Origin of the sequence: Bradyrhizobium quebecense (assembly GCF_013373795.3) — a bacterium.
In the GTDB taxonomy this organism is placed as follows: domain Bacteria; phylum Pseudomonadota; class Alphaproteobacteria; order Rhizobiales; family Xanthobacteraceae; genus Bradyrhizobium; species Bradyrhizobium quebecense.
In genome coordinates, this window is the sequence record NZ_CP088022.1 from 6,037,826 (window position 1) to 6,061,742 (window position 23,917).

The window sequence follows — 23,917 nt, forward strand, 5'->3', positions numbered from 1 at the left end:
TTGACGCTGCGCTGCCGCGAGACTATTTGCCGCACAGAACGGAACGGTACCGTTCCCTTTTGCGAAAACCTTGCATACCTCGCCCGACAGCAGGAGCAGCCATCATGTTCGAAGACACTGTTTTGGAGCGCGACCAAGGAGGGCACGAGAGCATCGAGGGTTCACCCTCGGCACCCGCCTCACACGAGCCCAACGTCACATCCGAGCGGTCGGAGGTCACCGCGCGGGCGCCCGCGCAGGAGCGCCCTGCAAGCAAGGAGCCCGCCCCGCCGGAAGTCGCCCCACAGCGGCGCGGCTTCCTGCGCCGCCGTCCGGTGGTCTCCGCGATCGGCGCTGTGCTGCTCGCCGCCACGCTCGGCGGCGGCACCCTCTACATGGACTACACCGGGCATTTCGAATCCACCGATGACGCCTTCATCGCGGCGCGGCAGTTCGCGCTCGCGCCAAAAGTCTCCGGCTACATCACTGCGGTTCCGGTCACCGACAACCAGCACATCGCCGCCGGCGACGTGATCGCGCGCATCGACGACCGCGACTATCGCGTCGCGCTGGCGCAGGCCGAGGCGCAGGTCGCGGCCGCGCAGGCCAGCATCCAGAATGTCGATGCCCAGCTCGACGTGCAGCAGGCGCAGATATCAGCCAACCAGGCCCAGGTCGACCAGGCCCAGGCGGCGCTGACCTTCGCCCAGCAGCAGGCGACGCGCTACCAGCATCTGGAACAGACCGGCTACGGCACGGTGCAGAATTCCGAGCAGTACACCTCGCAACTGCATCAGCAGCAGGCGTCTCTGTTGAGCGCGCAGGCGACGCTCAACCTGGCGCAGCGCCAGGTGGAATCGCTGAAGGCGCAGCGCAAGAGCGCGGTCGCCAACCTTGCCCAGGCCGGGGCGCAGCGCGACCAGGCCAAGCTCAACCTGTCCTACACCACGGTCACCGCCGCGCAGCCGGGCCGCGTCGTCAATCTGTCGGCGGCGGTCGGCCAATTCGCGCAGGCCGGCACCAACCTCACGATGTTCGTGCCCGACCAGACCTGGGTCACCGCGAACTTCAAGGAGATCCAGCTCGACCAGATGCGTCCGGGCGAGAAGGTGACGCTGAAGATCGACGCCTATCCCGGCCGCACGATCAAAGGCCATGTCGAGAGCGTGCAGCCGGGATCGGGCACCGCGTTCTCGCTGCTGCCGGCGCAGAACGCCACCGGCAACTACGTCAAGATCGTGCAGCGCGTGCCGGTGAAGATCGTGATGGACGATCCGCCGACCGACGTCGCGCTCGGCCCGGGCATGTCTGTCGTCCCGACCGTGCGGATCAACCCCGCGCCGTCGCTGCTCGAGCGTCTTGAGAAGTTGAATTTTGGGAGGCAGTAATGAGCGCGGCCGCAATCGACGCCAAAGGCATCCCGGCTCCGAGCGTTGCCGTCAATCCCTGGCTGATCGCGATCGTGGTTGCGCTCGCGAGCTTCATGGAGGTGCTCGACACCACCATCGCCAACGTCGCGCTGCCCTACATCGCAGGCGGCATGGGCGTGAGCGAGGACGAGGCCTCCTGGGTGGTCACGACCTACCTGGTGTCCAACGCCATCATCCTGACCGCCTCCGGCTTTCTCGCAAGAATGCTGGGCCGCAAGACCTTCTTCCTGATCTGCCTCGGCATCTTCACGGTGAGTTCGGTGCTGTGCGGCTTCGCGCCCAATCTGAACGCACTGCTGCTGTTCCGCATCCTGCAGGGTCTCGGCGGCGGCGGCATGGTGCCGGTGGCGCAGTCGATCCTCGCCGACGCCTTCCCGCCGGCCAAGCGCGGCCAGGCGTTTGCGGTGTTCGGCATCGCCGTGGTGGTGGCGCCGGTGGTCGGGCCGACGCTCGGCGGCTGGCTGTCCGACAATCTGTCCTGGCACTGGTGCTTCCTGATCAACGCCCCGGTCGGCGTGTTCGCGATCGCGCTGATCGCAGCAGTGCTGCAAGAGCCCGCGAAGGCCAAGGGAGCGCAGAAGGCCGCACAGCCGCAGAACAACAGCTTCGATTTCGTCGGCTTCGCGCTGGTTGCGACCTTCCTCGGCGCGCTCGAGGTGACGCTCGACCGCGGCCTCGAGGACGACTGGTTCTCTTCGCCCTTCATCATCACCTTTGCGGCGATCAGCGCCGTGGCGTTCGTGCTGATGATCCCGTGGGAGATGACCCGCCGCAATCCGATGATCGACCTGCGCATGGTCGCGACCCGGCAATTCGGCGCCTGCTTCCTGGTGATGCTGGCGACCGGCGCCATCCTGCTTGCGACCACCCAGTTCCTGCCGCAGCTGGTGCAACAGGATTTCGGCTACACCGCGACCTGGGCCGGCCTCGTGCTCTCGCCCGGCGGCGTGGTCACCATGGTGATGATGTTCGCGGTCGGCCGGCTCGCCGCCAAGGTGCAGCCGAAATATTTGATCGTCGCCGGCGCGCTGGTGATCGCCGCCTCGATGTACAGCATGACCAACGTCTACGGCGATCTCGGCTTCTGGTTCATGGCGCGCTCGCGCATGCTGATCGGCGTCGGTCTGCCTCTGATCTTCGTGCCGATCATGGCGGCGTCCTATGACGGCATTCCGCCTGACAAGACCGACCAGGCCTCCGCGCTGATCAACGCGGCGCGCAACACCGGCGGCTCGATCGGCGTCTCGATCGTCTCCAACGTGCTGACGCATCGCCAGCAATTCCATCAGAGCCGGCTGGTTGAGCAGGTGACGCCGTCGAGCCCGCAATACCAGGACACGCTGCACCAGGTCACCGACTTCTTCGTCGCCCAGGGCAATTCGCTGGCGCAGGCGCACCAGCAGGCGATCCAGTGGATCGGGCAGCAGGTGCAGACCCAGGCCTCGTTCCTGTCCTACATGGATGCGTTCTGGGTCCTGATGCTGATCGCGCTCTCGGCGATCCCGCTGGCGCTGACCTTGCGCAAGGTCAAGCTCGGCGGCCCCGCGCCGGTCGGTCATTGACGAGTGCAGAGCCCAACTGCGATACGCCCGCGCCAAAGATCGGCGCGGGCGCATCGATTCGAGATCCTATCGGCGCAGATCAAATGCCGCGCGTGGCGGCAATGATCGTGTCCCGCAGCCAGCCGTGCGCCGGCAGATCGTCGAAGCGGCGGTGCCAGCTCATGACGCTCTGCAACTTCGATGCATCGAACGGCAGCTCCCGCATCTCGATCGGATAGGCGCGGCGGAATTCGAGCGCGAGCTTGCGCCCGAGGATCGCAACCATGTTCGATTGCACCAGGACCGCGCCGGCGGACAGATACGGCACATCGGAAGCAATGATGCGGCTCGCCTTGCGTGCCCGCAGCCAGGCGTCGATGAAATCCAGATCTTCGCCGCTGGAGGTGATCGCAAGGTGCGGCAGCTCGACCAGCGTCTCGCCGGTCAGCTTCTTGCGCAACGCCGGATGACCGGCCCTCAGCACCGCGACGAAGCGGTCCTCGATCAACCGGCAGGAGGCGAAGCGCTCGCCCTCCAGCGCGCGCGCGGAGATCGCGAGATCGAGTTCGCCGCGGTCGAGCCTGTCGGCGAGATTGAGCGTCCCGCTCGGCACCAGCGTCAACCGCACCTTAGGTGCCTGTGCGCGCACCGCGGCGATGATCGCGCCGGCCGCGACCACCGCGGCATAATTGTTGACGGCAATGGTGAAGCGCCGTTCCGCCTGCGCCGGATCGAAACGATCTCCCTCGACCGCGAGTTGCAGTTCGCTGAGCGCCTTGCGGACCGGCAGCGCGAGCGCTTCCGCCCGCGGCGTCGGCAGCATGCCGGACGGCGTGCGGACGAACAGCTGGTCCTTCAGCGCATGACGCAGCCGGTTCAGCGCGTGGCTCACGGCGGGCTGGCTGATGGCAAGCGCGCCGGCCGCGCGCACCACGCTGCGCTCGCGCATGACGGCGTCGAACACCAGCAGCAGATTGAGATCCAGATCGCGCATCCGCATGCCTTCATCATGCACGATGTGAATTGGAGGATAAAGACAATTCATTTGAATAATATCGGGCCGAAGCCCAGCTTCCGGGCATGTCCGAAAGCCCGCACAGCGCAATCGCAACCCGGCCCCGTCGCGCCACCACGGGCGTGCTGGTCGGCGTCCTGGTGGCCCCCGATGCCGCGTCCATCGCCGTGCCCGAAACCTTCGCGCGCTGGCGCCGGCTTACGCCGCTGGCAACATGGCTGCCGATCGAGCTCCGCGAAGCGAGCTACGCCGGCATTCTGAGCGGCGTCGCCGCGGCGCTCGACCGCGTCGGCATGATCCCGCGGCAGCTGATCCTGCTCGGCGAGGGATCGGTCGCGCGGCGCATGCTCGAACTGGCGCTGCGCGGCGAGCTGCCCTGCGGCGGCATTGTCGCGATCGACGTCGCCTCCGACGCACTGCCGTTTCACATCGTGCCGACGGTGACCGCGATCCGGCTCGTCGTTCATCGCAACGACGATGCGCCGCAAGGCAGCCTGATCGGCGCGTTGCGCGCCGCCGATCTCGACGCACGCATCATCCACGTCGATTTGACCGCCGGCCGTGGAACGGAAGCGGCCGCAGCGAGCGCAACTGAAACCTTCGTCCTGGAGCTGGTCGCAACGATCGGCCGCCGGACAACCGATGGAGCTGGTGACCCATGATATCGAAGACCTTCAAGATCGCGTGCGCGGGCCTGGTGGCCGCCGCCGCAATCGGCGCCGGCGCTTTTGTCGCGCATCGGCCGGACGGCGCAACGGACCATGCACCGCCGGCCACGCAGTCCGCCGCGGCCACACCCGTCGTTCCGGTGACGGCGGCGAAGGTCCTGCAGCATGATGTGCCGATCGTGCTCGAAGGACTGGGCACGGTGACGCCGATCAATACGGCCACCATACGCACCCAGGTGCAGGGTACGCTCGACAGCGTCGATTTCGTCGAGGGCAAGCAGGTGAAGCGCGGCGACGTGCTCGCCAGGATCGACCCGCGGGTCTACGAGGCCCAGGTCGACCAGGCCGAGGCCGCGCTGGCGCGCGACGAGGCGAGCCTGAAGAACGCCAGGACCAATCTGGCGCGAACGCAGCCGCTCGCCAATCGCGGCTTTGCGACCCAGCAACTGCTCGACACCCAGGATTCGCAGGTCACGCAGGGCGAAGGCACGGTCGCGCTCGACAAGGCGGCGCTGGAAGCCGCGCAGACCCAGCTGAGCTTCGCCACGATCACCGCGCCGTTTGACGGCGTCACCGGCATCCGCCGCATCGATCCCGGCAACATCGTGCACCCAACCGACACCAACGGGCTTGTGATCCTCACCCAGCTGCAGCCGATCGCTGTGATCTTCACGCTGCCGTCCGGCGAGATCCCCGGCGTGCGGCAGGCGCTGGCGTCCGGAGACGCCTCGGTCGACGTCTATGATGCACAGAACAAGCGCAAGCTCGACCACGGCAGCCTGATGCTGATCAACAACCAGGTCGACAGCACGACCGGCACGGTGCAGCTGAAGGCGTCCTTTCCCAATGCCGGCAACACGCTGTGGCCCGGCACCTTCGTCAACGTCCATCTGACGATCGCGATTCGTCACGACGCGCTCACCGTGCCGCTGACGGCGGTGCGCCAGGGACCGGACGGCAGCTTCGCCTATGTGGTCGGAGCGAACAACGTCGTCAGCATCCGCAATGTCACCACCGGCCAATCGCGCGATGGACAGGTCCTGATCGAGCAGGGCCTCGCCGCGAACGAGACCGTGGTCACCGCGGGTCAGTATCGGCTCAATCCGGGGACGACGGTCGAGATCGCGCCCGATGACAAGAAAGACCAGGTCCAGAACGCAACCACCGCAAGCGCAGGCATGCTGCCATGAACATCTCCGCAGGTTTTATCCGCAAGCCCGTCGCCACCGCCTTTCTGGCCATCGCCATCGTGCTGGTCGGCATGATCGCCTTCGTGCGGCTGCCGGTCTCGGCGCTGCCGACCGTGGATACCCCGACCATCCAGGTCACCGCGCAATTGCCCGGCGCCGATCCGCAGACCATGGCCTCCTCGGTCGCGACGCCGCTGGAGCGGCAATTCGGGCAGATCGCCGGCCTCACCGGCATGAGCTCGAGCAGCGGGCTCGGCAACACCCAGATCACGCTGCAATTCGCGCTGAACCGCAGCGTCGATGCGGCCGCGCAGGACGTGCAGACCGCGATCGATGCGGCATCGGGGCAATTGCCCAAGACCATGCCGTCGCCGCCGACCTTCCATAAGGTCAACCCGGCCGACGTGCCGGTGTTGCTGATCGCGCTGATGTCGGACACCGAGCCGCTGACCAAGGTCGACGACTATGCCGACAGCATTTTGGCGCAGAAATTGTCGCAGGTGCCGGGCGTTTCGCTCGTCACCATCGGCGGCATGCAAAAGCCCTCGATCCGGGTGCAGGTCAATCCGGCCAAGCTCGCCGCCGCGGGGCTCGATCTCGAGCAATTGCGCACCACGCTCGGCAACATCACCGTGAACCAGCCCAAGGGCGTACTCTACGGCAGCCAGCAGGCCTATACGCTCGCCACCAACGACCAGGTGCTGGCCGCGAGCAAGTATGACGACCTGATCATCGCCTATCGCAACGGCGCACCGGTCCGCTTACGCGATATCGGGCATGCCGTGGTGGCGGCCGAGGACATCACGCTGCATGGCTGGTACAACGACAAGCCCGCCGTCATCCTCGCGATCCAGCGTCAGCCCGGCGCCAACGTGATCAGCACGGTGGACGGCATCAAGAAGCTGCTGCCGCAGCTGGTGTCGAGCCTGCCGTCCGACATCAAGGTCCAGATCGCCTCCGACCGCACCCAGACCATCCGCGCCAGCGTCGCCGACGTTCAGCTCACTTTGGTGCTGACCATTGCGCTGGTGGTCGGCGTGATCTTCCTGTTCCTGCGCAATCTGTGGGCGACCATCATTCCCGCTGTCTCGGTTCCCATCTCGCTGATCGGCACCTTCGGCGTGATGTATCTGCTCAACTACAGCCTCGACAATTTGTCGCTGATGGGCCTGTCGATCGCGGTCGGCTTCGTCGTCGACGATGCCATCGTGATGATCGAGAACATCTCGCGGCATATCGAGGAAGGCCTCTCTCCAATGCAGGCCGCGCTGAAGGGCGCCGGCGAGATCGGCTTCACCATCATCTCGATCTCGGTCTCGCTGATCGCGGTGTTCATTCCGCTGCTGCTGATGGGTGGCGTGATCGGCCGCATGTTCCAGGAGTTCGCCGTCACGGTGTGCGTTGCCATCGTGGTATCGGTGATCGTCTCGGTGACCCTGACGCCGATGATGTGCGCCTATCTGCTGTCGCCGCACCAGGGCGCCAATGCTGGAGCGGTGTCGCGCGCGCTGGAACGCGGCTTTGTTGCGATCCAGGCGGCCTACGAGGCCGTGCTTGCCAGAGCGTTGCGCTACAAGGCGACGACCCTGTCGGTCATGCTGGCGAGCGTCGTCCTGACCGGCCTGCTGTTCGTGGGCATCCCGAAGGGCTTCTTTCCTCAACAAGACACCGGCATGATCACCGGCATCACCGAGGCGTCGGCGGACATCTCGCCGGCGCAGATGGCGACGCTGCAACGAAGCGTCATCGACGTCATCGCCAAGAACCCCTCGGTCGCCAATGCGACCGGCTATATCGGACCGGGCGGCCCGACCGTGACCGAGAACAACGGCCGCCTGTTCGTGCTGTTGAAGCCGCGAAACGAGCGCAATGCTTCCGCCGATCAGGTGATCCGGCAGCTCGACACCGCGCTGCAGAAGATCAAGGGGATGTCGGTGTTCATGCAGGCGACGCAGGACATCAATCTCGCCAGCCGGCTGTCCAAGACGCAGTACCAGTACACCCTCACCGACGTTAACCAGGACGAGCTCAATCTGTGGGCCGGCAAGCTGTATCAGAAGCTGAAGACGTTGCCGGAACTGGCCGACGTCGCCACCGACCAGGCCAACGCCGCGCGTCAGCTCAAGCTGCAGATCGACCGCGACGCGGCCTCCCGCCTCGGCATCGATCCGGCCGCGGTGGACAACACGCTCTATGACTCATTCGGCCAGCGTCACGTCGCCCAGCTGTTCACGACACTCAACACCTACTACGTGATCCTCGAGGTCGATCCGTCGTTCCAGCTCGGCCCCTATGCGCTCAACCGCATCTACGTCCGCTCGTCCGCGGGCACGATGGTGCCCTTGAGCCAGATCGCGAGCATCGACTACGGCACCGCGCCGCTCGCCGTGAACCACCAGAGCCAGTTTCCGTCGGTCACGCTGAGCTTCAACCTGGCGCCGGGCACGGCAGTGGGGACCGCGGTCGCGGCGGTCCAGAAGGCGACCGCCGACCTGCACGTGCCCTCGACCGTGATCACCAGCTTCCAGGGCAATGCGCAGGCGTTCCAGGCCGCGCTCGCGTCGACGCCGATCCTGATCCTCGCCGCGGTGGTCGCGGTCTATCTGATCCTCGGCATGCTCTATGAGAGCACGATCCATCCGATCACGATCCTCTCGACCCTGCCGTCCGCCGGGCTCGGCGCCCTGCTCGCGCTGTGGGCCTTCGGCTTCGGGCTCGACGTGATCGGGCTGGTCGGCATCATCCTGCTGATCGGCATCGTGCAGAAGAACGGCATCATGCTGATCGATTTCGCGCTGGAGGCCGAACGCCACCAGCATCTCCCTGCCGAGCAGTCGGTCTACTTGGCCTGCAAGGCGCGCTTCCGCCCGATCCTGATGACGACGATGTGCGCGATGCTCGGCGGCGTCCCGCTGATGATCGGCACCGGCACCGGATCGGAGCTGCGCCAGCCGCTCGGCTTTGCCATCGTCGGCGGGCTGATCGTCTCGCAGCTGATGACGCTGGTCACGACGCCAGTCGTGTACATCTATCTCGACGGCTTGACCCAATGGATCAACCGAATGCGCAGCAGCCGTTCAGCTGAGCCTGCGGCACATCCGACATTGTCGAGCTGAACGTTGCCGCGGAGACGCGCATGGACATGCGTCACATAGAGATGCGAGGGACGAGCGGAGTGCGCGAGGCCGCGTTCCGCTTCTGGGCGATCAGGACCTTTGCCGCAATGCTGGGCGAAATCGGAGGCCATGCGGTCGCGGGCAAGGGCAGCCACGTCCTGGCCGCGGCCGGCGTGGTGTCGATCGGGGTCCTGTATGCGCGCGACCGTGCCGGTCGGATCGCCTTCTGGCCGGTGCTGGTCGGCGTCCTGGTCCTCAGCGCGGCGTTGGCCCATATGGCGGACCGGTCGCTCGGGATCGGCGATCTTGTCGCCTCCGTTCAGCTGGCGGCGCTGTTCGCGCTCGCCCTGATCGTCTGGGCCCGGGTGGCGGGAACAACGGGATTTCTCTGCGTCGGCACGGTCCGCGACCAGACTCCGTTCTGGATCGTCGCGATGCTGGCGCAGGCATTCGCCAGCTCGTTGGCCGACTGGGTGGTGGACCCCGGCCAGACCGGCTCGTCCATCGTGCTGCTGGCCGTCGCGATCGGCCTGCCGGCGGTCGCCGCGGCCCGATGGGCGCGGATCGCGCGTCCCGCGCTGTTCTGGACGGCGTTCGTGCTGACCGGGATTCTCGGCGCACTATGGGGCGACATGTGGATCCGCCTGGTAGGAGCCGGCCAGGCGCTCTCCACCTAACGCGCGATGAGATCGGGTCGAATCGTCATCGCGCTTCTGCTTGCAATAGCCGGGCAGGCCCGCGCAGCACGCCGCAGCAATCACCGCGTCTCTCTCAGACCACCCGGCGGCGTTGGCCGCGCCACCAAAGGCCGAAGGCGATCGTGACCGCGGCGGCCAGCGAGAACCAGGTGATGGCGTACTGCATGTGGTCGTCCTTGAGCCGCACCTTGAGCGGTCCGGGCTTTGGCGTGGCGCTGTCGGGCACCGGCGCCTCGAGGTCGATGTAGAACGGCGCGACCTCGCCCCAACCGAGCACCTGCGCCATCGCGCGATGATCGCGCACGAACCACAGCCGCTTCGGCAGATCTTCTTTCGGCGTCAGCCGGCCCGGCGGCTCGGGAAAGCGGATGTAACCAGTCAGCTCAACCGGCGCGCCGGTGACGAGACGGCCGGCGACGCGATCCTCGAAGGCACGGTCCTGCATCGTGTTCTGGACAAAGCCGGTGTTGATCACGATGGTCTCGCCGCTGGCGAGCTTGGCCGGCAGGAACGCCCAGGTGCCGGGTCCCGCGACATCGTCGCGCACCGCCGAGCCGGAGCTGAAGACCATCGCGTCCGGCTGTTTGACGTAGGTTGCGGTCAGCGTAACGCGGCGGAATTCATCCTTGGCCGAGGTCACTGCAGGCCACGCCGATGGCGGCGGCAGCGCCTCGGTCGGGGCGGCCAGCCGCTCGTCGAGCGCGGCGATCAGCGCATGCTTCTCCACCCGGCGCTGCAACTGCCAGACGCCGAGGGCGATGAACACCGCGATCAGGATCAGCGTGAAGACACCGAAGCCGGCCGCGCTCGGCCGCTGAGAGCCCTTTGACGCGTTTCCTCCGCGCGAACCGGTGCCCACTTCGCTGGAAAACGCCTTGTTCGTCGCATCATTCATTGCGGGTCGCGCTCGATCAATTGGCCTTCGGCGGCCTTGTGGTGGAATTGCAGCGCGATCAGCAGCGCCTTCATCGAACGCAGCGGCAGGATCGTGGTGACCACGATCAACGGTAGCCACAGCGCGGCGTGAACCCAGAATGGCGGCTGGTACTTCACCTCGACGATCAGCGCCGCCGCGACCACGATGGCGCCGGCCAGCATGATGACGAAGATCGCCGGACCGTCGCCGGCATCGATGAAGGCGAAGTCGAGGCCGCAGGCCTGGCAGCGCGGCGCCAGCGTCAGGAAGCCGGAATAGAGCTTGCCCTTGCCGCAGCGCGGGCAGCGGCAGGCGATGCCGCGCAGCGCGCTTTCGGTCACAGTGGGCGGGGTGTCGGTCATCGGTTCTCTTCAAAAGCAAAGGGGGCGGCCATCGGGCCGCCCCCTATTAGCACGTCAGTGTGGTTAGTGTGCGCCGTGCGCCATGGACTCGGCGCCGTGGCCCCAGACGTAGATGCAGATGAACAGGAACAGCCAGACCACGTCGACGAAGTGCCAGTACCAGGCGGCGAACTCGAAGCCGAGGTGCTGCTTCGGCGTGAAGTGGCCGGCATAGGCGCGGATCAGGCAGACCAAGAGGAAGATGGTGCCGACCAGCACGTGGAAGCCGTGGAACCCGGTCGCCATGAAGAAGGTCGAGCCGTAGACGTTGCCGCCGAACGAGAACGTCGCATGGGCGTACTCATAGGCCTGCACGCAGGTGAAGCAGGCGCCGAGGATCACGGTGAGGATCAGGCCCTGCTTGAGGCCCTGGCGGTCGTTCTCCAGCAGCGCATGGTGCGCCCAGGTGACGGTCGTGCCCGAGGTCAGGAGCAGCAGCGTGTTGAGCAGCGGCAGATGCCAGGGATCGAAGGTCTCGATGCCATGCGGCGGCCAAGTGCCGGGGACCGAGCAGGCGCCCATCGCCGTGCCGGCGCCGCAGCCGAACACCGCATCGCGGGTGGCGTGCACCGCATCGGCCGGGAACAGCGCCGAATTGAAGAACGCCCAGAACCAGGCGACGAAGAACATCACTTCGGAGGCGATGAACAGGATCATGCCGTAGCGGTGGCTGATCTGCACCACACGGGTATGGTCGCCCTTGTACTGGGCTTCCTTGATCACGTCGCCCCACCAGCTTGCCATGGTGTAGAGCACGCCGATGGTGCCGACGCCGAACACGATCGGCGCGGCGGAGAACATGTGGTGCATCCAGCCGATCGCACCGAGCGCCATGATGAAGGCCGAGACCGAGCCGACCACCGGCCACGGGCTCGGGTCGACGAGATGATAGTCGTGATGCTTGACTTGCGCCTCAGCCATTGCCGTCTCTCCATTCGCGTGCCGCAAGGCACGTCTTAATCTTGAATTCCAGAACTAGCCGCCCTTGCGCTGCTCCGCCTCGCCCGCAGCCACGGGCTTCGGCGCGGCATCGCGCACGGGGAAGAAGGTGTAGGACAAAGTGATGTTCTTCAGCGTGTCGTTCTCGCTGTCCTTGGCCAGCGCAGGATCGACATAGAACACCACGGCCATCTCGCGCTTTTCGCCCGGCGCCATGGTCTGTTCGGTGAAGCAGAAGCAGTTGATCTTCTGGAAATAGGCGCCGACCGTCAGTGGCGCGACGTTGTAGGCAGCCTGTCCTGTCGTGGCGCGCGCCGACTGGTTGGTCACGGTGTAATAGACCGTGACGACCTGGCCGATCTTGACGTCGATCGTGTTCTGCTCGGCCTCGAACTTCCAGGGCAGGCCCGGCGCGACGTTGGAATCGAAGCTGACCGAAATGGTGCGCGCAAGCGGCGCATCCGTCGGCACCGAGGTCGCGACCTGGGTGGTGCCGTTGAAGCCGGTGGTGCGGCAGAACCAGTTGTAGAACGGCACGGCCGCGTAGGACGCGCCGACCATCAGCACCACGACGAAGCCGCAGATCGACGCGACCATGGCGTCGCGCGTCAGCCCGCGGCGCGTGACCTTGGCGCCCTCGCCTTGCGGAGTCTGCGGTGCGCTCTGGTTTGCCATCTCACTCACAGCGGCCGCACCAGCACGGCCGGCCCCTTGACGAGGGTGACGGCGAAGAACAGCACGACCATGACGCCGAGCGCGAGCGCAATGGCGATCGAGCGCTGGCGACGGCTCTTGAGCTGCGCCTCGGTGAGGACGATTCCTTCTGGTTCGCGTTTCTCGTCCATTGGTATCCCATGCGCCCCCATCCTGCCCCCCGGCGTCCCTACCCGATGAAGACAGGCAGGATCGCGCGGACGACCACCTCGGCGAGGAGGACGGCAAACAGCGCGAACAGATAGAGGATCGAGAAGGCGAACAGCCGGCGCGTCGCCTTGTTGGCCGCAACGCCCTCACGGCGGCGATAGACCTCGATCGCGAGCCACAGCATGCCGGCACCTGCTACCAGCGAGGTGACGCCGTAGATCGCGTCGAAATAGCCGAGCGGCCACGGCGCCAGCGCGATTGCGACCAGCACGATGGTGTAGAGCAGGATCTGCAGCCGGGTCGCGTCGGGACCGGCGACCACCGGCAGCATCGGGATGCCGGCGCGCGCATAGTCGTCGCTGCGGAACAGCGCCAGCGCCCAGAAGTGCGGCGGGGTCCAGAAGAAGATGATCAGGAACAGCAGGATCGGCTCGACCGAGAGCGAGCCGGTCGCGGCCGCCCAAGCCACCACCGGCGGCAGCGCGCCGGCGGCACCGCCGATCACGATGTTCTGCGCGGTCCAGCGCTTCAGCAGCATCGTGTAGATCACGGCATAGAAGAAGATGGTGAAGGCAAGCAGCCCGCCCGCGACCCAGTTGACCAGAATGCCGAGCGTCATCACCGAGAAGAAGGCGAGCGTCAGGCCGAAGGCGGCGGCCTCGGCCGAGGTGATCCGGCCGCGCGGGATCGGCCGGTTGGCGGTGCGCGACATCAAGGCGTCGACGTCGCTCTCATAGGCCATGTTGAGCGCGCCCGAGGCGCCGGCCCCGACCGCGATGCAGAGGATCGAGGTGAATGCCAGCACCGGATGGACATGCACCGGCGCGATCATCAGCCCGACCAGCGCGGTGAAGATCACCAGCGACATCACGCGCGGCTTCAATAGCGCGATGTAGTCGCCCACTTCGGCCTCGGAAATCCGGGGCAGCTCGATGGCGTTGTGATCGACAACCGACAAGATCAGGTCTCACTTCTCTCAAAAGGCGCGGCGCACCCAGGGTGCGCCGCGTTGTCTTGGACTTACTGCACGCGAGGCAGCACTTCGAACTGGTGGAACGGCGGCGGCGAGGTCAGCGTCCACTCCAGCGTGGTCGCACCCGCGCCCCACGGATTGTTCGCAGCCTGCTCCTTGCGGACGAAGGCATCGATCACGCCGTAGATGAAGATCAGCACGCCGATGCCGGAGATGTAGGAGCCCCAGGAGGAGATCAGGTTCCAGCCGGCGAACGCATCCGGATAGTCGACGTAGCGGCGAGGCATGCCCGACAGGCCGAGGAAGTGCTGCGGGAAGAACACCAGGTTGACGCCGATGAAGGTGAACCAGAAGTGGGCCTTGGCGATCCGCTCCGAGTACATGTAGCCGAACATCTTCGGGAACCAGTAGTACCAGCCGGCGAAGATGCCGAATACGGCGCCGAGCGACAGCACGTAGTGGAAGTGCGCCACCACGTAATAGGTGTCCTGCAGCACGCGGTCGACGCCGGCATTGGCCAGCACGACGCCGGTGACGCCGCCGACGGTGAACAGGAAGATGAAGCCGATCGCCCAGATCATCGGCGCCTTGAACTCGATCGAGCCGCCCCACATCGTGGCGATCCAGGAGAAGATCTTCACGCCGGTCGGCACCGCGATCACCATCGTGGCGGCGACGAAGTAGGCCTGCGTCGCCGACGACATGCCGACAGTGTACATGTGGTGCGCCCACACCACGAAGCCGATGCCGCCGATCGCGACCATGGCGTAGGCCATGCCGAGATAGCCGAACACGGGCTTGCGCGAGAAGGTGGAGACGATCTGGCTAACCATGCCGAAGGCGGGCAGGATCAGGATGTACACTTCGGGGTGGCCGAAGAACCAGAACAGGTGCTGGAACAGCACGGGATCGCCGCCGCCGTCGGCCGCAAAGAAGGCGGTGCCGAAATTGCGGTCGGTCAGCAGCATGGTGATCGCACCGGCGAGCACCGGCAGCGACAACAGCAGCAGGAACACGGTCACCAGGATCGACCACACGAACAGCGGCATCTTGTGCAGGGTCATGCCCGGCGCGCGCATGTTGAAGATCGTGGTGATGAAGTTGATGGCACCGAGGATCGACGACGCACCGGCGAGATGCAGCGACAGGATCGCGAAATCGACCGCAGGTCCCGGATGGCCCGAGGTCGACAGCGGCGCGTACATGGTCCAGCCCGCACCGACGCCGTTGGCGCCCGGCTCACCCTCGACGAAGGTGGACAGCAGCAGCAGCGCGAACGAGGCCGGCAGCAGCCAGAACGAGATGTTGTTCATGCGTGGGAACGCCATGTCCGGCGCGCCGATCATCAGCGGCACCATCCAGTTGCCGAACCCGCCGATCATCGCCGGCATGACCATGAAGAAGATCATGATCAGACCGTGCGAGGTCACGAACACGTTATAAGTGTGCGTTTCGTGGAATATCTGGACGCCCGGGTACATCAACTCGGCACGGATCGCGATCGACATCGCAGCGCCGATGATGCCCGCGATCACCGCAAAGACAAGGTACATCGTACCGATATCCTTGTGGTTCGTGGAGTAGAGATAGCGCCGCCATCCGGTCGGATGGTGGGCGTGATCATCATGGGCGTGATCGTCGTGTGTCGCTGCGCCTGTCGCCATGTTCAAAATCCTGCCTTGCAGTCCCTCTTGGACCTTGCGGTCCCATCGCCCTTATTCCATCCGCACCGCAAGCCTTGGGGCCTTAAGCCTTGGGGCCTTAACCCTTGGGGCTTACTGCGCCGCCTGACCAGCCGAGGCGTAGGAATTCGCCGGGTTGGTCGCAAACTTCTTCTTGGCCCCTTCAACCCAGGTCGCGAATTCCTGGTCGCTGACGACCCGCACCGCGATCGGCATGAAGGCATGGTCCTTGCCGCACAGTTCCGAGCATTGGCCGTAGAACACACCGGTCTTGGTGGCCTTGAACCAGCTCTCGTTGAGGCGGCCGGGGACCGAGTCGATCTTCACGCCGAAGGCCGGCACCGCGAAGGAGTGGATCACATCGGCGCCGGTGGTCTGGATCCGCACCACCTTGTTGACCGGGACCACCATCTCGTTGTCGACGCCGAGCAGCCGGGGCTGCTTGTCCTTGTCGAGCAGCGAGTCGAACTCGAACTTGCCGTTATCCGGGTAGGCGTAGGACCAATACCACTGCTTGCCGGTGACCTTCACGGTCAGGTCCGGCTTCGGCACGTCGAGCTCCAGGAACAGGAGACGGAAGGACGGCACCGCGATGCCGACCAGGATCAGGACCGGGATCAGCGTCCAGGCCACTTCGATCAGGGTGTTGTGGGTGGTCCTGGAGGGGACCGGGTTGGCCTTGGCGTTGAACTTCACCACCACGATGACGAGCAGCGCCAGCACGAACAGGGTGATGACGGTGATCAGCACCAGCAGGAAATTATGAAACCAGATGATGTTTTCCATCACCGGGGTCGCGGCTTCCTGCAGCGTGTGCTCCCACGGCGCCGGCTGCCCCATTTCGGCGAGGGCCGATCCCGCGGCGACTGACGCCACACCCGCCACCGCCAACCCCAGCAATTGCCTGCCCAACCGGCCAATCGACATCTTCATGCCGTTCGCGCTCCCTTGCATTATTCCCCAACGCACCCCCGGCACGTGACCGGAGATACAGCACGATCCGCCCTGACAAATGGCCTTCCGGACATACCCGTCTCTGAGTCAAGGTGGGTACGGGAGCCAGATCGCTAGAACGCGTCGAAATCCAGCCTCTCAAACCATAATTCGCAGGCGCTCGCAATGCAGTAGTACGGCCGAAAGCCATGCGCGTGCGATGAAGCTGCCGCTTGCGAATTTTCCCGCAAAATCAAGCGAAAGTCGCCGAAACAGCGCCGCGCACTGTTGACAGGTGGATTACCGGATGTACGCACAGACGGGATGGCCCGCAGGAACCTGATTCGCTGCGGGCTGCCCCAATCCGGCGCGCGAATGGCTTCAAGATCGCCTTCAAGGCGCCCAATTGCGGTATCAGTCGACTGATGCGTGCTACCCGGCGGCCTCGACGGCCGGACCGACCGAACAATCAAAGGATCGACCCCGGATGGGCGCTTCGAAAATTCAGGCAGAACGAAAGGCCGGCTGGCTCGGCGGCCTGCTGATTCTGGCCCTTTCTCTCGGCCTGACCCAGCCCGCGAACGCGCAGGGCGCGGTGCGCTCGGTCCATGGCGACTGGCAGATCCGCTGCGACACTCCGCCCGGCGCCCAGGCCGAGCAATGCGCGCTGATCCAGAGCGTGGTAGCCGAAGACCGCTCCAATGCCGGCCTGACCGTGATCGTGCTGAAGACCGCCGACCAGAAGAGCCGCCTGATGCGCGTGGTCGCCCCGCTCGGCGTGCTCTTGCCCTCCGGCCTTGGCCTGAAGCTCGACAACCAGGACGTCGGCCGCGCCGGTTTCGTCAGATGCCTGCCCAATGGCTGCGTCGCCGAGGTCGTGATGGACGACAAGCTGCTCGGCCAGCTCAAGAACGCCAAGACCGCGACGTTCATCATCTTCGAGACCCCGGAAGAGGGCATCGGCTTTCCGCTCAGCCTGAATGGCCTGGCGGAGGGGTATGACAAATTGCCCTAGGGTGACTGCTGCGCCCCAAGCTCACCGCCCGCATAATAGTCGAACAGCCCGCTCGCCTCCGCGGACAGCCAGTCCGCCTCTCCCGTCATGTAGCCCTCGACCTGTCCGGTGACGCCGATCAGGAACGAGATCGGCATGCCGTAGAGCGCGAACGGCGTGTCGAGCTCGGCGGCGTCGACGCGCGACACGAGGCCACCGGGATCGAAGCCGATCGCAAGGTGGCGGAGCTTGAGCTGCTTGACATAGGGCGCGACCAGCGCGCGGTTGCGATCGGTGCTGACAGCGATGACCGCAAGATCGCTACGGCCGCTGGCGGCGAGGCGATCCAGCATCGGCAGTTCGCTCCGGCACGCCGCGCACCAGGTGGCCCAGAAGTTCGCCAGCACCAGTCTGCCCTTGAACGAGGTGAGATCGAGCGCGCCGCCGGCGAGCGCCAGTATCGCCACCTGCGGCACCGGGCGGGCGCCTTGAACCAGCGTGAACTGGTGGCGGATGGTGCCGAACGGCGGCGGTCCCGACGCTGCGCCGAGGCGTGCTGCCGGCATCGCGAGCGAGACGCCGGCGCCGATCATGCCGGCGACGACGGCGCGGCGGGTGGGCACCTGAACAGAAGTCATGACGTTTACTCCGCTTGCGTTGATGGCCAGATCGCTCAGGACCGGATGTAGGACCAGCCGGCTTCCTGCAATTCGATGATGCGTCCGGGCCCGTTCGGCACCAGATCGACATTGTCGAGCAGGACCAGCGGATGCCCCTCGGCACGCTCCATGCAGAGCTTGGTGGCTTCGCAGACCACGAAGCGGATGTCCGGCGTGAGCCCCCGAACCACCCGCAACAGGTCCTTCACCGGCGAGGTATCGGCGCGCAGCATGTGGACACCGGCATTGTAGGCGACGACCTCGATCTCGAACGGCTCGTTGCGCTCCCGATAATATTTCGGAAGATTGAGCGCGGTCGAGATCAGCGCCCGCATCGTGGTCGGATCGTTCGAGTTGATCGGCAGCACCACATGGTGCACGCGCGGCTCGGGCTTCTTCAGCTCGACTTTGGAGACGGCCGCGACCGGGCCGGTCAGCAGCAATGTCACGGCGAACGGCACCGCGAAGGCCAGTGCGAGCCCCGCGGCCAGCGTCAGGATGCGGCGAGAGAAGCGCATCGCGGCCAGCTCACGGCAAGCTCGCGAGCAAGCCGAATTGGCTGCGCTTGGCGTAGGCGACGATCGCGCTCAACGTCAGCAGCACGAGGGCGGGCACCGGCGAGCCCCCGATCAGGAACAGATGCGCGATGGTGGCGCCGACCATGATGCAGCTCAGCAGCAGGCCGCCGAAGGCTGCGACCGGCGGCACCAGGATCAGGACCGCGCCGAGCAGCTCCAACGATCCCGTGAAATAGCGGAACCACTGGCCGAGCCCGATATGCTCGAATTCCTCGACCAGCATCGGCACGCCATAGAGCTTGGCCGCACCGGCGGCGGCAAAGGCAAGCGCGAGCAATCCCCTGACGACCCACAGCGTGACGGATTTCCAGCGCGATGGCGCTGCGGCAACGGCAACTGACATGGATGACTCCCCATATGTTCGAATCGACCGGACCGCGCGGCCACCCGCCCATTCGGCGACGGCCCACGGCTTTCGATGCATTAAATTCGGGAGTAAGATGAAAAGAACAAGTAGGATGCTTTTTGTGAGGTAGTATGAAAAAACTGACTATTGAACCCGCCGAGCCTCCGGCGGCGTCCGAGCCGTGCAACGGCGACCTGTCAGCGCAATTTCATCGGGCGCTGTCGGTGCTGGCCGGGAAATGGAAGGGCGACATCCTCTGGCAACTGGTCGAGCGCAAGCGCCGGTTCGGCGAATTGCGGCAGGCGATCCCCGGCGTGACCCAGCACATGCTGACCACCCAACTGCGCGATCTCGAGGCCAATGGCCTGGTCAAGCGCACGGTCTATCCCGAGGTGCCGCCGCGGGTTGAGTACGAGATGACGCCGTCAGCCAAGGCGCTCAAACCGGTGTTCGACGAGCTGTACCGGTGGGCGCAGGAGCATGGTTTTCCGACCTCGGCGCAGGGTGCCGCGCAGCCGAAGCCTGAACCGTCGAGCGACGGCATCGCGCCGGAGGGCCAGCAGCGGAAGGCGGATCGGCGGGCTGGCTGATGACGACAAGGTGACAATCGCGTGGGGCTGCCGTGATCGACCGGATAGCCGCAGGCACTCCCGGTTTGCCACCCCAAACACTATCTTTGCCGATCGCCGTCCAGGCCTGAACCGGGACCGGCACAGGTTTCCGGGTTGTAAGGTGAGTTTTCCGCTCGTCTCTGCTTCAATCGCCCGAAAGTCCTGCTTCCGGGTTCCGCACTGGCAATCGGCTGCGCTTCAGGCAAGGATGACAAGGAATCGCCAAGGAATCGCATTGCGTCGGAGTGACCATGACCAATCCTGCCACCACCTCCCTGCTCGACCGCGCCAATCTGGACCGCGATGCCGTCCGCCGCGAGGTGTCCCGCGGACTTGAAGGTGCCGACGACGGCGAGCTGTTCCTGGAGTTCGGGCAGACCGAGGCGCTGGTGTTCGACAACGGCCGGCTGAAGCAGGCGACCTACGACACCTCGCAGGGTTTTGGCCTGCGCGCCGTCAAGGACGACGCGGTCGGCTACGCGCATTCCTCCGATGTCTCGATCCCGGCATTGATCCGCGCCGCGGATGCGGTCGCGGCTGTGCGCGGCGGCTATGCCGGCACGTTTGCCGCGGCGCCGGCCCACACCAACATCAAACTTTACGGCGACGAGAATCCACTCGATGGCCCGGCATTCGAGGCAAAAGTAAAACTGCTCGGCGAGATCGACGCCTATGTCCGCGACAAGGACCCGCGGGTGCGGCAGGTCTCGGCCAGCCTCACCGCGACCTGGCAGGTGGTGGAGATCCTGCGGCCCGACGGCGAGAGCTATCGCGACATCCGTCCGCTGGTGCGCGTCAATATCTCCGTGGTCGCCGGCCAGGGCGACCGGCAGGAGAGCGGCAGCAAAGGCTATGGCGGCCGCGAGGGCTATGCGCGCTTCATCGAGACCAAGGCCTGGCGCGATGCCGCCGACGGCGCGCTGCGCGAGGCGCTGGTCAATCTCGAATCGGTGCCGGCGCCCGCCGGCGAGATGGATGTCGTACTCGGCGCCGGCTGGCCCGGCGTGATGCTGCATGAAGCCGTCGGCCACGGGCTCGAGGGCGATTTCAACCGCAAGCAGACCTCCGCTTTCGCCGGCCTGATGGGCCAGCAGGTCGCAGCCAAGGGCGTCACCGTGGTCGATGACGGCACCATGGCATCGCGCCGCGGCTCGCTGTCGATCGACGACGAGGGCACGCCGACCAACCGCACCGTGCTGATCGAGGACGGCGTTTTGGTCGGCTACATGCAGGATCGCCAGAATGCCCGGCTGATGGGCATGAAGCCGACCGGCAACGGCCGTCGGCAGAGCTATGCCCATGTGCCGATGCCGCGCATGACCAACACCTACATGCTGTCGGGTGACCGCGACCCGGCCGAGATCATCGCCTCGGTGAAGAACGGCATGTATGCCGCCAATTTCGGCGGCGGCCAGGTCGACATCACCTCGGGCAAATACGTGTTCCAGTGCACCGAGGCCTACAAGATCGAGGACGGCAAGCTCGGCGCGCCGCTGAAGGGCGCCATGCTGATCGGCAATGGACCGACCGATCTCCACAGGATCACCATGATCGGCAACGATCTTGCGCTGGATACGGGAATCGGTACCTGCGGCAAGAACGGCCAGGGCGTGCCGGTCGGCGTCGGCCAGCCGACGCTGCGGATGGAACGGATTACGGTCGGAGGAACGGGCTAGTGAGCAGCGGAAACGAAGTCGTGACGGCCAAGCCGACCAGCTGGCGCGGGCAGGCCGTGCAACTGGCCGCGATCGTGGCCGTCGTGTTCCTCGCCAAGGGCGCGATCGCCGAGCCGTTCTACGTGCCGTCGGGCTCGATGGAACCGACGCTGCTGATCGGCGACGCGCTGGTCGCTTCGAAATTTCCCTACGGCTACGGCGCGGCGTCGCTGCCGATCCAGATCACGCTGCCGGAGACCGGCCGCGTGTTCGGCGAGACGCCGAAGCGCGGCGACGTTGTCGTGTTCCGCTGGCCGGGCGACCGTTCGCAGGCCTGGGTCAAGCGCGTGGTCGGGCTGCCCGGCGATCGCATCCAGATGCGGCAGGGCCAGCTCTTCATCAACGATCACCCGGCGGCGCTGAAGCCCGACGGCACCGGCTTTGCCGAGGACGATCGCGGCGGCGGCGAGGACGCCTACCGCTATATCGAGACGCTGCCGAACGGCGTCAGCCACGCGATCTTCAAGATCCGCGACAATGGACGGCTCGACAACACGGCCGAAGTGACGGTGCCGCCCGGCAATCTGTTCGTGCTCGGCGATAACAGGGACAATTCCGCCGACAGCCGCGTGCCGGTGCGCGACGGCGGCGTCGGCCTGTTGCCGATCGACAATCTGATCGGCCGCGCCGATGCAGTGGTCGGTTCCTGGGACATGGGCATCCGCAGCCAGCCGGTCTGGACCTGGCTCTCCGGCTTCCGCCTCGCACGCTTCTTCACCTCGGTGCAGTGAGCTCGCCAACGTGACCTTCGACGACGTCAGGACCCTGGTGCTGGCGTGGCCGGAGATCGAGGACGGCTCGTCCTACGGCACACCGGCGCTGAAGGTGCGCAAGAAGATGCTGGTGCGGCTCAAGGAGGACGGCGACCGCCTGGTAATGCCCGGCGTGCCGCCGGACGAGCGCGACATGCTGGTCGAGAGCCAGCCGACGGTGTTCTACTTCACCGATCACTACCGTGATTATCCGATCGTGCTGATCCGCCTGTCGAAGGCCAAGCGCACGACCGTCGAGCCGTTGCTGCGCCGGCACTGGCGCACCCTGGCATCGAAGAAGGCGGTCAGGGATTACGACGCGACGATGGCATAACTCTCATCCGTCATTGCGAGCGCAGCGAAACAATCCATGTCACGGCATAACGGATCAACGGATTGCTTCGTCGCTTCGCTCCTCGCAATGACGGGGAAAAGCATGACGCAAGACGAGTTCCTCACCGCCGCGCTGCGCAACCCGGCCAATCAAGCGATCACAGACGAGCTACACCGCGTTGCCCTGCCCGACGCCTGGCTGGTGTCCGGCTGCCTGGTGCAGACCGTGTGGAATGCGCTGACTGGCCGGCCGATCGATTACGGCATCAGCGACTACGACATCTTCTATTTCGATCCGGATACGTCGTGGGAGGCCGAGGACGCTGTGATCCGCGCGCTGAAGGCACGGCTCAGCCATCTCGGGGTTGCGATCGAGGCGCGCAATCAGGCCCGGGTCCATCTCTGGTATCCCGACAAGCACGGCCTGCCCTACCCCGCGCTGTCGCGCTCAACCGACGGCATCGATCGCTTCCTCACCGCGACCACGCAGATCGGCATCCGCCGCAGCACCGATGGTTACGACGTCTATGCGCCGAACGGTTTCGACGATGTCGCCGGCATGATCGTGCGGCCGAACCTCACCGCGAATTTTTCCGCGGCGAACTATGCGAAGAAGGCGGCGCGGTGGAAGGCGTTGTGGCCGGAGATCACAGTGCTGGCGGCGAAGTGATCGTTCAAGCTGTATCCGCTTGAGAGATGCAGCCTCTCCCCTTGTGGGAGAGGCCGGAGCGCATGAAGCGAAGCGCAATGCGGTCCGGGTGAGGGGTCGCGGTCTCTCGAGGGACTTCAGTTCACGGACAGACCTGAACCCCTCACCCGGATTGCATCTGGCGATGCAATCCGACCTCTCCCACAAGGGGAGAGGTGTCGTTGCGCAAGTGGAGAGACGTCAGCGCACCACGCCGGACGTGAACCCCGCCTTGCGGCGCGGCGGCTTGATCTCCTTCTTCAGGAAGCAATGCGCGTCGCGGCCGGCATAGCCGGGCCGGGCGTAGGTCCAGGCGCGGCACTTGTTGTCGGCGGTGCAGGCGGCCTGGCAGGCCTCGTCGCCGTCACTGCTCTTCAGCTCGAAATTCTTGTAGTCACCGCCGAGGCGGTCGATCGAGGTTTCGATGGCGCCGTTGCGCGGTTCGACCACGCCCGCGCCACGCACCCCTGAGACGCAGCAGACGTTCTGCACCCGCGCCGGCACGGTGTTCTTCAGCCAGCACACCGCGCCGTTGTTGGCGTCGGTCGGATAGTTGAAGCTCCAGGCGCGGCAGCGGCGGTCACGCTCGCAGGTGAGCGCGCAATCGGCGGGATCGCCTGATGTCACTGGCGCATTCAGGTAGTCGCCGCCGGGACGGTCGAAATTGGTCTGCGCCAATGCCGGGCGTGCGACGAAAGCGGCCGCGAAAACCGCGAACATCACCGCACACGCCCTAAAGAGGCGACCTATCCCCATGAGATTGCTTTCAAATTCGCACAGCCCCGCGCACTTCGCGGGGCGTCATTTGAACGCCATGAACCTGTACGGCTGATGAACGGCGGGTGCGACACCACCGCCGTCAGCGCGCGTTCCGGACCCGAATTCAGGCCAAGCGC

25 protein-coding genes are annotated in these 23,917 nt (G+C 65.6%); 12 read left to right on the forward strand and 13 right to left on the reverse strand.

From position 1 onward, the window contains the following. Positions 1 to 104: 104 nt before the first annotated feature. Together HU230_RS29155 and HU230_RS29160 are read left to right on the forward strand one after the other, a co-directional pair. Positions 105 to 1,367, forward strand: a complete 1,263-nt coding sequence (locus HU230_RS29155) for an HlyD family secretion protein (RefSeq protein ID WP_420840812.1) — start codon at positions 105 to 107, stop codon at positions 1,365 to 1,367. Then, on the forward strand, positions 1,367 to 2,971 hold the full coding sequence (locus HU230_RS29160) for a DHA2 family efflux MFS transporter permease subunit (RefSeq protein WP_176528850.1): 1,605 nt from the start codon (positions 1,367 to 1,369) through the stop codon (positions 2,969 to 2,971). Before HU230_RS29155 ends, HU230_RS29160 begins: the two co-directional genes overlap by 1 nt. Positions 2,972 to 3,050: 79 nt before the next feature. Here HU230_RS29160 and HU230_RS29165 read toward each other — a convergent pair whose 3' ends face one another. Next, positions 3,051 to 3,944: a LysR family transcriptional regulator gene (locus HU230_RS29165; protein WP_224943678.1), complete on the reverse strand. Its 894-nt coding sequence runs from the start codon at positions 3,942 to 3,944 to the stop codon at positions 3,051 to 3,053. 86 nt (positions 3,945 to 4,030) lie between these two features. Here HU230_RS29165 and HU230_RS29170 point away from each other — a divergent pair, with 86 nt between their 5' ends. The 4 genes from HU230_RS29170 to HU230_RS29185 are packed head-to-tail and all read left to right on the forward strand — an operon-like array spanning position 4,031 to position 9,616. Then, positions 4,031 to 4,627 carry a hypothetical protein gene (locus HU230_RS29170; RefSeq protein ID WP_224943680.1) on the forward strand — a complete coding sequence of 199 codons (597 nt, stop codon included), beginning with the start codon at positions 4,031 to 4,033 and terminating at the stop codon, positions 4,625 to 4,627. After that, positions 4,624 to 5,823 (forward strand): efflux RND transporter periplasmic adaptor subunit, encoded by a 1,200-nt coding sequence (locus HU230_RS29175; RefSeq protein ID WP_176528848.1) that lies wholly within the window; start codon positions 4,624 to 4,626, stop codon positions 5,821 to 5,823. Before HU230_RS29170 ends, HU230_RS29175 begins: the two co-directional genes overlap by 4 nt. Beyond that, the gene (locus HU230_RS29180; RefSeq protein WP_176528847.1) at positions 5,820 to 8,939 is read left to right on the forward strand and encodes an efflux RND transporter permease subunit; all 3,120 of its coding nucleotides are present in this window, start codon (positions 5,820 to 5,822) and stop codon (positions 8,937 to 8,939) included. Before HU230_RS29175 ends, HU230_RS29180 begins: the two co-directional genes overlap by 4 nt. A gap of 20 nt (positions 8,940 to 8,959) precedes the next feature. Then, entirely contained in the window at positions 8,960 to 9,616 is a 657-nt protein-coding gene (locus HU230_RS29185) for a hypothetical protein (RefSeq protein ID WP_176528846.1), read from the forward strand. Positions 9,617 to 9,710: 94 nt separating this feature from the next. On the opposite strand, the gene HU230_RS29190 is transcribed toward HU230_RS29185, so the two are convergent. From HU230_RS29190 to coxB, 8 genes are all read right to left on the reverse strand, one after another. Then, positions 9,711 to 10,532 (reverse strand): SURF1 family protein, encoded by an 822-nt coding sequence (locus tag HU230_RS29190; RefSeq protein ID WP_224943682.1) that lies wholly within the window; start codon positions 10,530 to 10,532, stop codon positions 9,711 to 9,713. Further along, positions 10,529 to 10,915: a DUF983 domain-containing protein gene (locus tag HU230_RS29195; protein ID WP_092119130.1), complete on the reverse strand. Its 387-nt coding sequence runs from the start codon at positions 10,913 to 10,915 to the stop codon at positions 10,529 to 10,531. Before HU230_RS29195 ends, HU230_RS29190 begins: the two co-directional genes overlap by 4 nt. A 63-nt stretch (positions 10,916 to 10,978) precedes the next feature. Beyond that, positions 10,979 to 11,875, reverse strand: a complete 897-nt coding sequence (locus HU230_RS29200; protein ID WP_092119134.1) for a cytochrome c oxidase subunit 3 — start codon at positions 11,873 to 11,875, stop codon at positions 10,979 to 10,981. 54 nt (positions 11,876 to 11,929) lie between these two features. After that, positions 11,930 to 12,568, reverse strand: coding sequence for a cytochrome c oxidase assembly protein (locus HU230_RS29205; RefSeq protein WP_176528845.1), 639 nt, complete (start codon positions 12,566 to 12,568; stop codon positions 11,930 to 11,932). Positions 12,569 to 12,573: 5 nt separating this feature from the next. Beyond that, positions 12,574 to 12,738, reverse strand: coding sequence for a CoxF protein (locus HU230_RS29210; protein ID WP_176528844.1), 165 nt, complete (start codon positions 12,736 to 12,738; stop codon positions 12,574 to 12,576). A gap of 38 nt (positions 12,739 to 12,776) precedes the next feature. Then, a complete protein-coding gene (locus HU230_RS29215) occupies positions 12,777 to 13,715 on the reverse strand; it encodes a heme o synthase (protein WP_176528843.1) in 939 nt (312 codons plus the stop codon). Positions 13,716 to 13,777: 62 nt separating this feature from the next. Beyond that, complete coding sequence (ctaD, locus tag HU230_RS29220; protein ID WP_176528842.1) at positions 13,778 to 15,394, reverse strand: cytochrome c oxidase subunit I; 1,617 nt, start codon at positions 15,392 to 15,394, stop codon at positions 13,778 to 13,780. 111 nt (positions 15,395 to 15,505) lie between these two features. Beyond that, positions 15,506 to 16,345, reverse strand: coding sequence for a cytochrome c oxidase subunit II (coxB, locus tag HU230_RS29225; RefSeq protein WP_176528841.1), 840 nt, complete (start codon positions 16,343 to 16,345; stop codon positions 15,506 to 15,508). Between the two features lie 487 nt (positions 16,346 to 16,832). Between coxB and HU230_RS29230 the strand changes: the two genes are divergently transcribed. After that, positions 16,833 to 17,360, forward strand: coding sequence for an invasion associated locus B family protein (locus HU230_RS29230; protein WP_176528840.1), 528 nt, complete (start codon positions 16,833 to 16,835; stop codon positions 17,358 to 17,360). Here the strand turns inward: HU230_RS29230 and HU230_RS29235 are convergent. The 3 genes from HU230_RS29235 to HU230_RS29245 are packed head-to-tail and all read right to left on the reverse strand — an operon-like array spanning position 17,357 to position 18,919. Continuing rightward, on the reverse strand, positions 17,357 to 17,977 hold the full coding sequence (locus HU230_RS29235; protein WP_224943685.1) for a TlpA family protein disulfide reductase: 621 nt from the start codon (positions 17,975 to 17,977) through the stop codon (positions 17,357 to 17,359). The two genes, HU230_RS29230 and HU230_RS29235, sit on opposite strands and share 4 nt — an antisense overlap. Before the next feature lie 35 nt (positions 17,978 to 18,012). Next, entirely contained in the window at positions 18,013 to 18,516 is a 504-nt protein-coding gene (locus tag HU230_RS29240; protein ID WP_176528839.1) for a DsrE family protein, read from the reverse strand. Between the two features lie 10 nt (positions 18,517 to 18,526). After that, the gene (locus HU230_RS29245; protein WP_176528838.1) at positions 18,527 to 18,919 is read right to left on the reverse strand and encodes a DoxX family protein; all 393 of its coding nucleotides are present in this window, start codon (positions 18,917 to 18,919) and stop codon (positions 18,527 to 18,529) included. A 134-nt stretch (positions 18,920 to 19,053) separates the two neighbouring features. Between HU230_RS29245 and HU230_RS29250 the strand changes: the two genes are divergently transcribed. From HU230_RS29250 to HU230_RS29270, 5 genes are all read left to right on the forward strand, one after another. After that, a complete protein-coding gene (locus tag HU230_RS29250) occupies positions 19,054 to 19,512 on the forward strand; it encodes a winged helix-turn-helix transcriptional regulator (RefSeq protein ID WP_176528837.1) in 459 nt (152 codons plus the stop codon). A 272-nt stretch (positions 19,513 to 19,784) separates the two neighbouring features. Then, on the forward strand, positions 19,785 to 21,209 hold the full coding sequence (tldD, locus tag HU230_RS29255) for a metalloprotease TldD (protein WP_176528836.1): 1,425 nt from the start codon (positions 19,785 to 19,787) through the stop codon (positions 21,207 to 21,209). Further along, on the forward strand, positions 21,209 to 21,979 hold the full coding sequence (gene lepB / locus HU230_RS29260; protein WP_166211180.1) for a signal peptidase I: 771 nt from the start codon (positions 21,209 to 21,211) through the stop codon (positions 21,977 to 21,979). Before tldD ends, lepB begins: the two co-directional genes overlap by 1 nt. A 10-nt stretch (positions 21,980 to 21,989) precedes the next feature. Further along, positions 21,990 to 22,334 (forward strand): MmcQ/YjbR family DNA-binding protein, encoded by a 345-nt coding sequence (locus HU230_RS29265; RefSeq protein ID WP_176528835.1) that lies wholly within the window; start codon positions 21,990 to 21,992, stop codon positions 22,332 to 22,334. Positions 22,335 to 22,436: 102 nt separating this feature from the next. Further along, positions 22,437 to 23,003: a nucleotidyltransferase family protein gene (locus HU230_RS29270; RefSeq protein WP_176528834.1), complete on the forward strand. Its 567-nt coding sequence runs from the start codon at positions 22,437 to 22,439 to the stop codon at positions 23,001 to 23,003. Positions 23,004 to 23,222: 219 nt separating this feature from the next. Here HU230_RS29270 and HU230_RS29275 read toward each other — a convergent pair whose 3' ends face one another. Then, a complete protein-coding gene (locus tag HU230_RS29275) occupies positions 23,223 to 23,777 on the reverse strand; it encodes a PAN domain-containing protein (RefSeq protein ID WP_176528833.1) in 555 nt (184 codons plus the stop codon). Between the last annotated feature and the right edge of the window lie 140 nt (positions 23,778 to 23,917).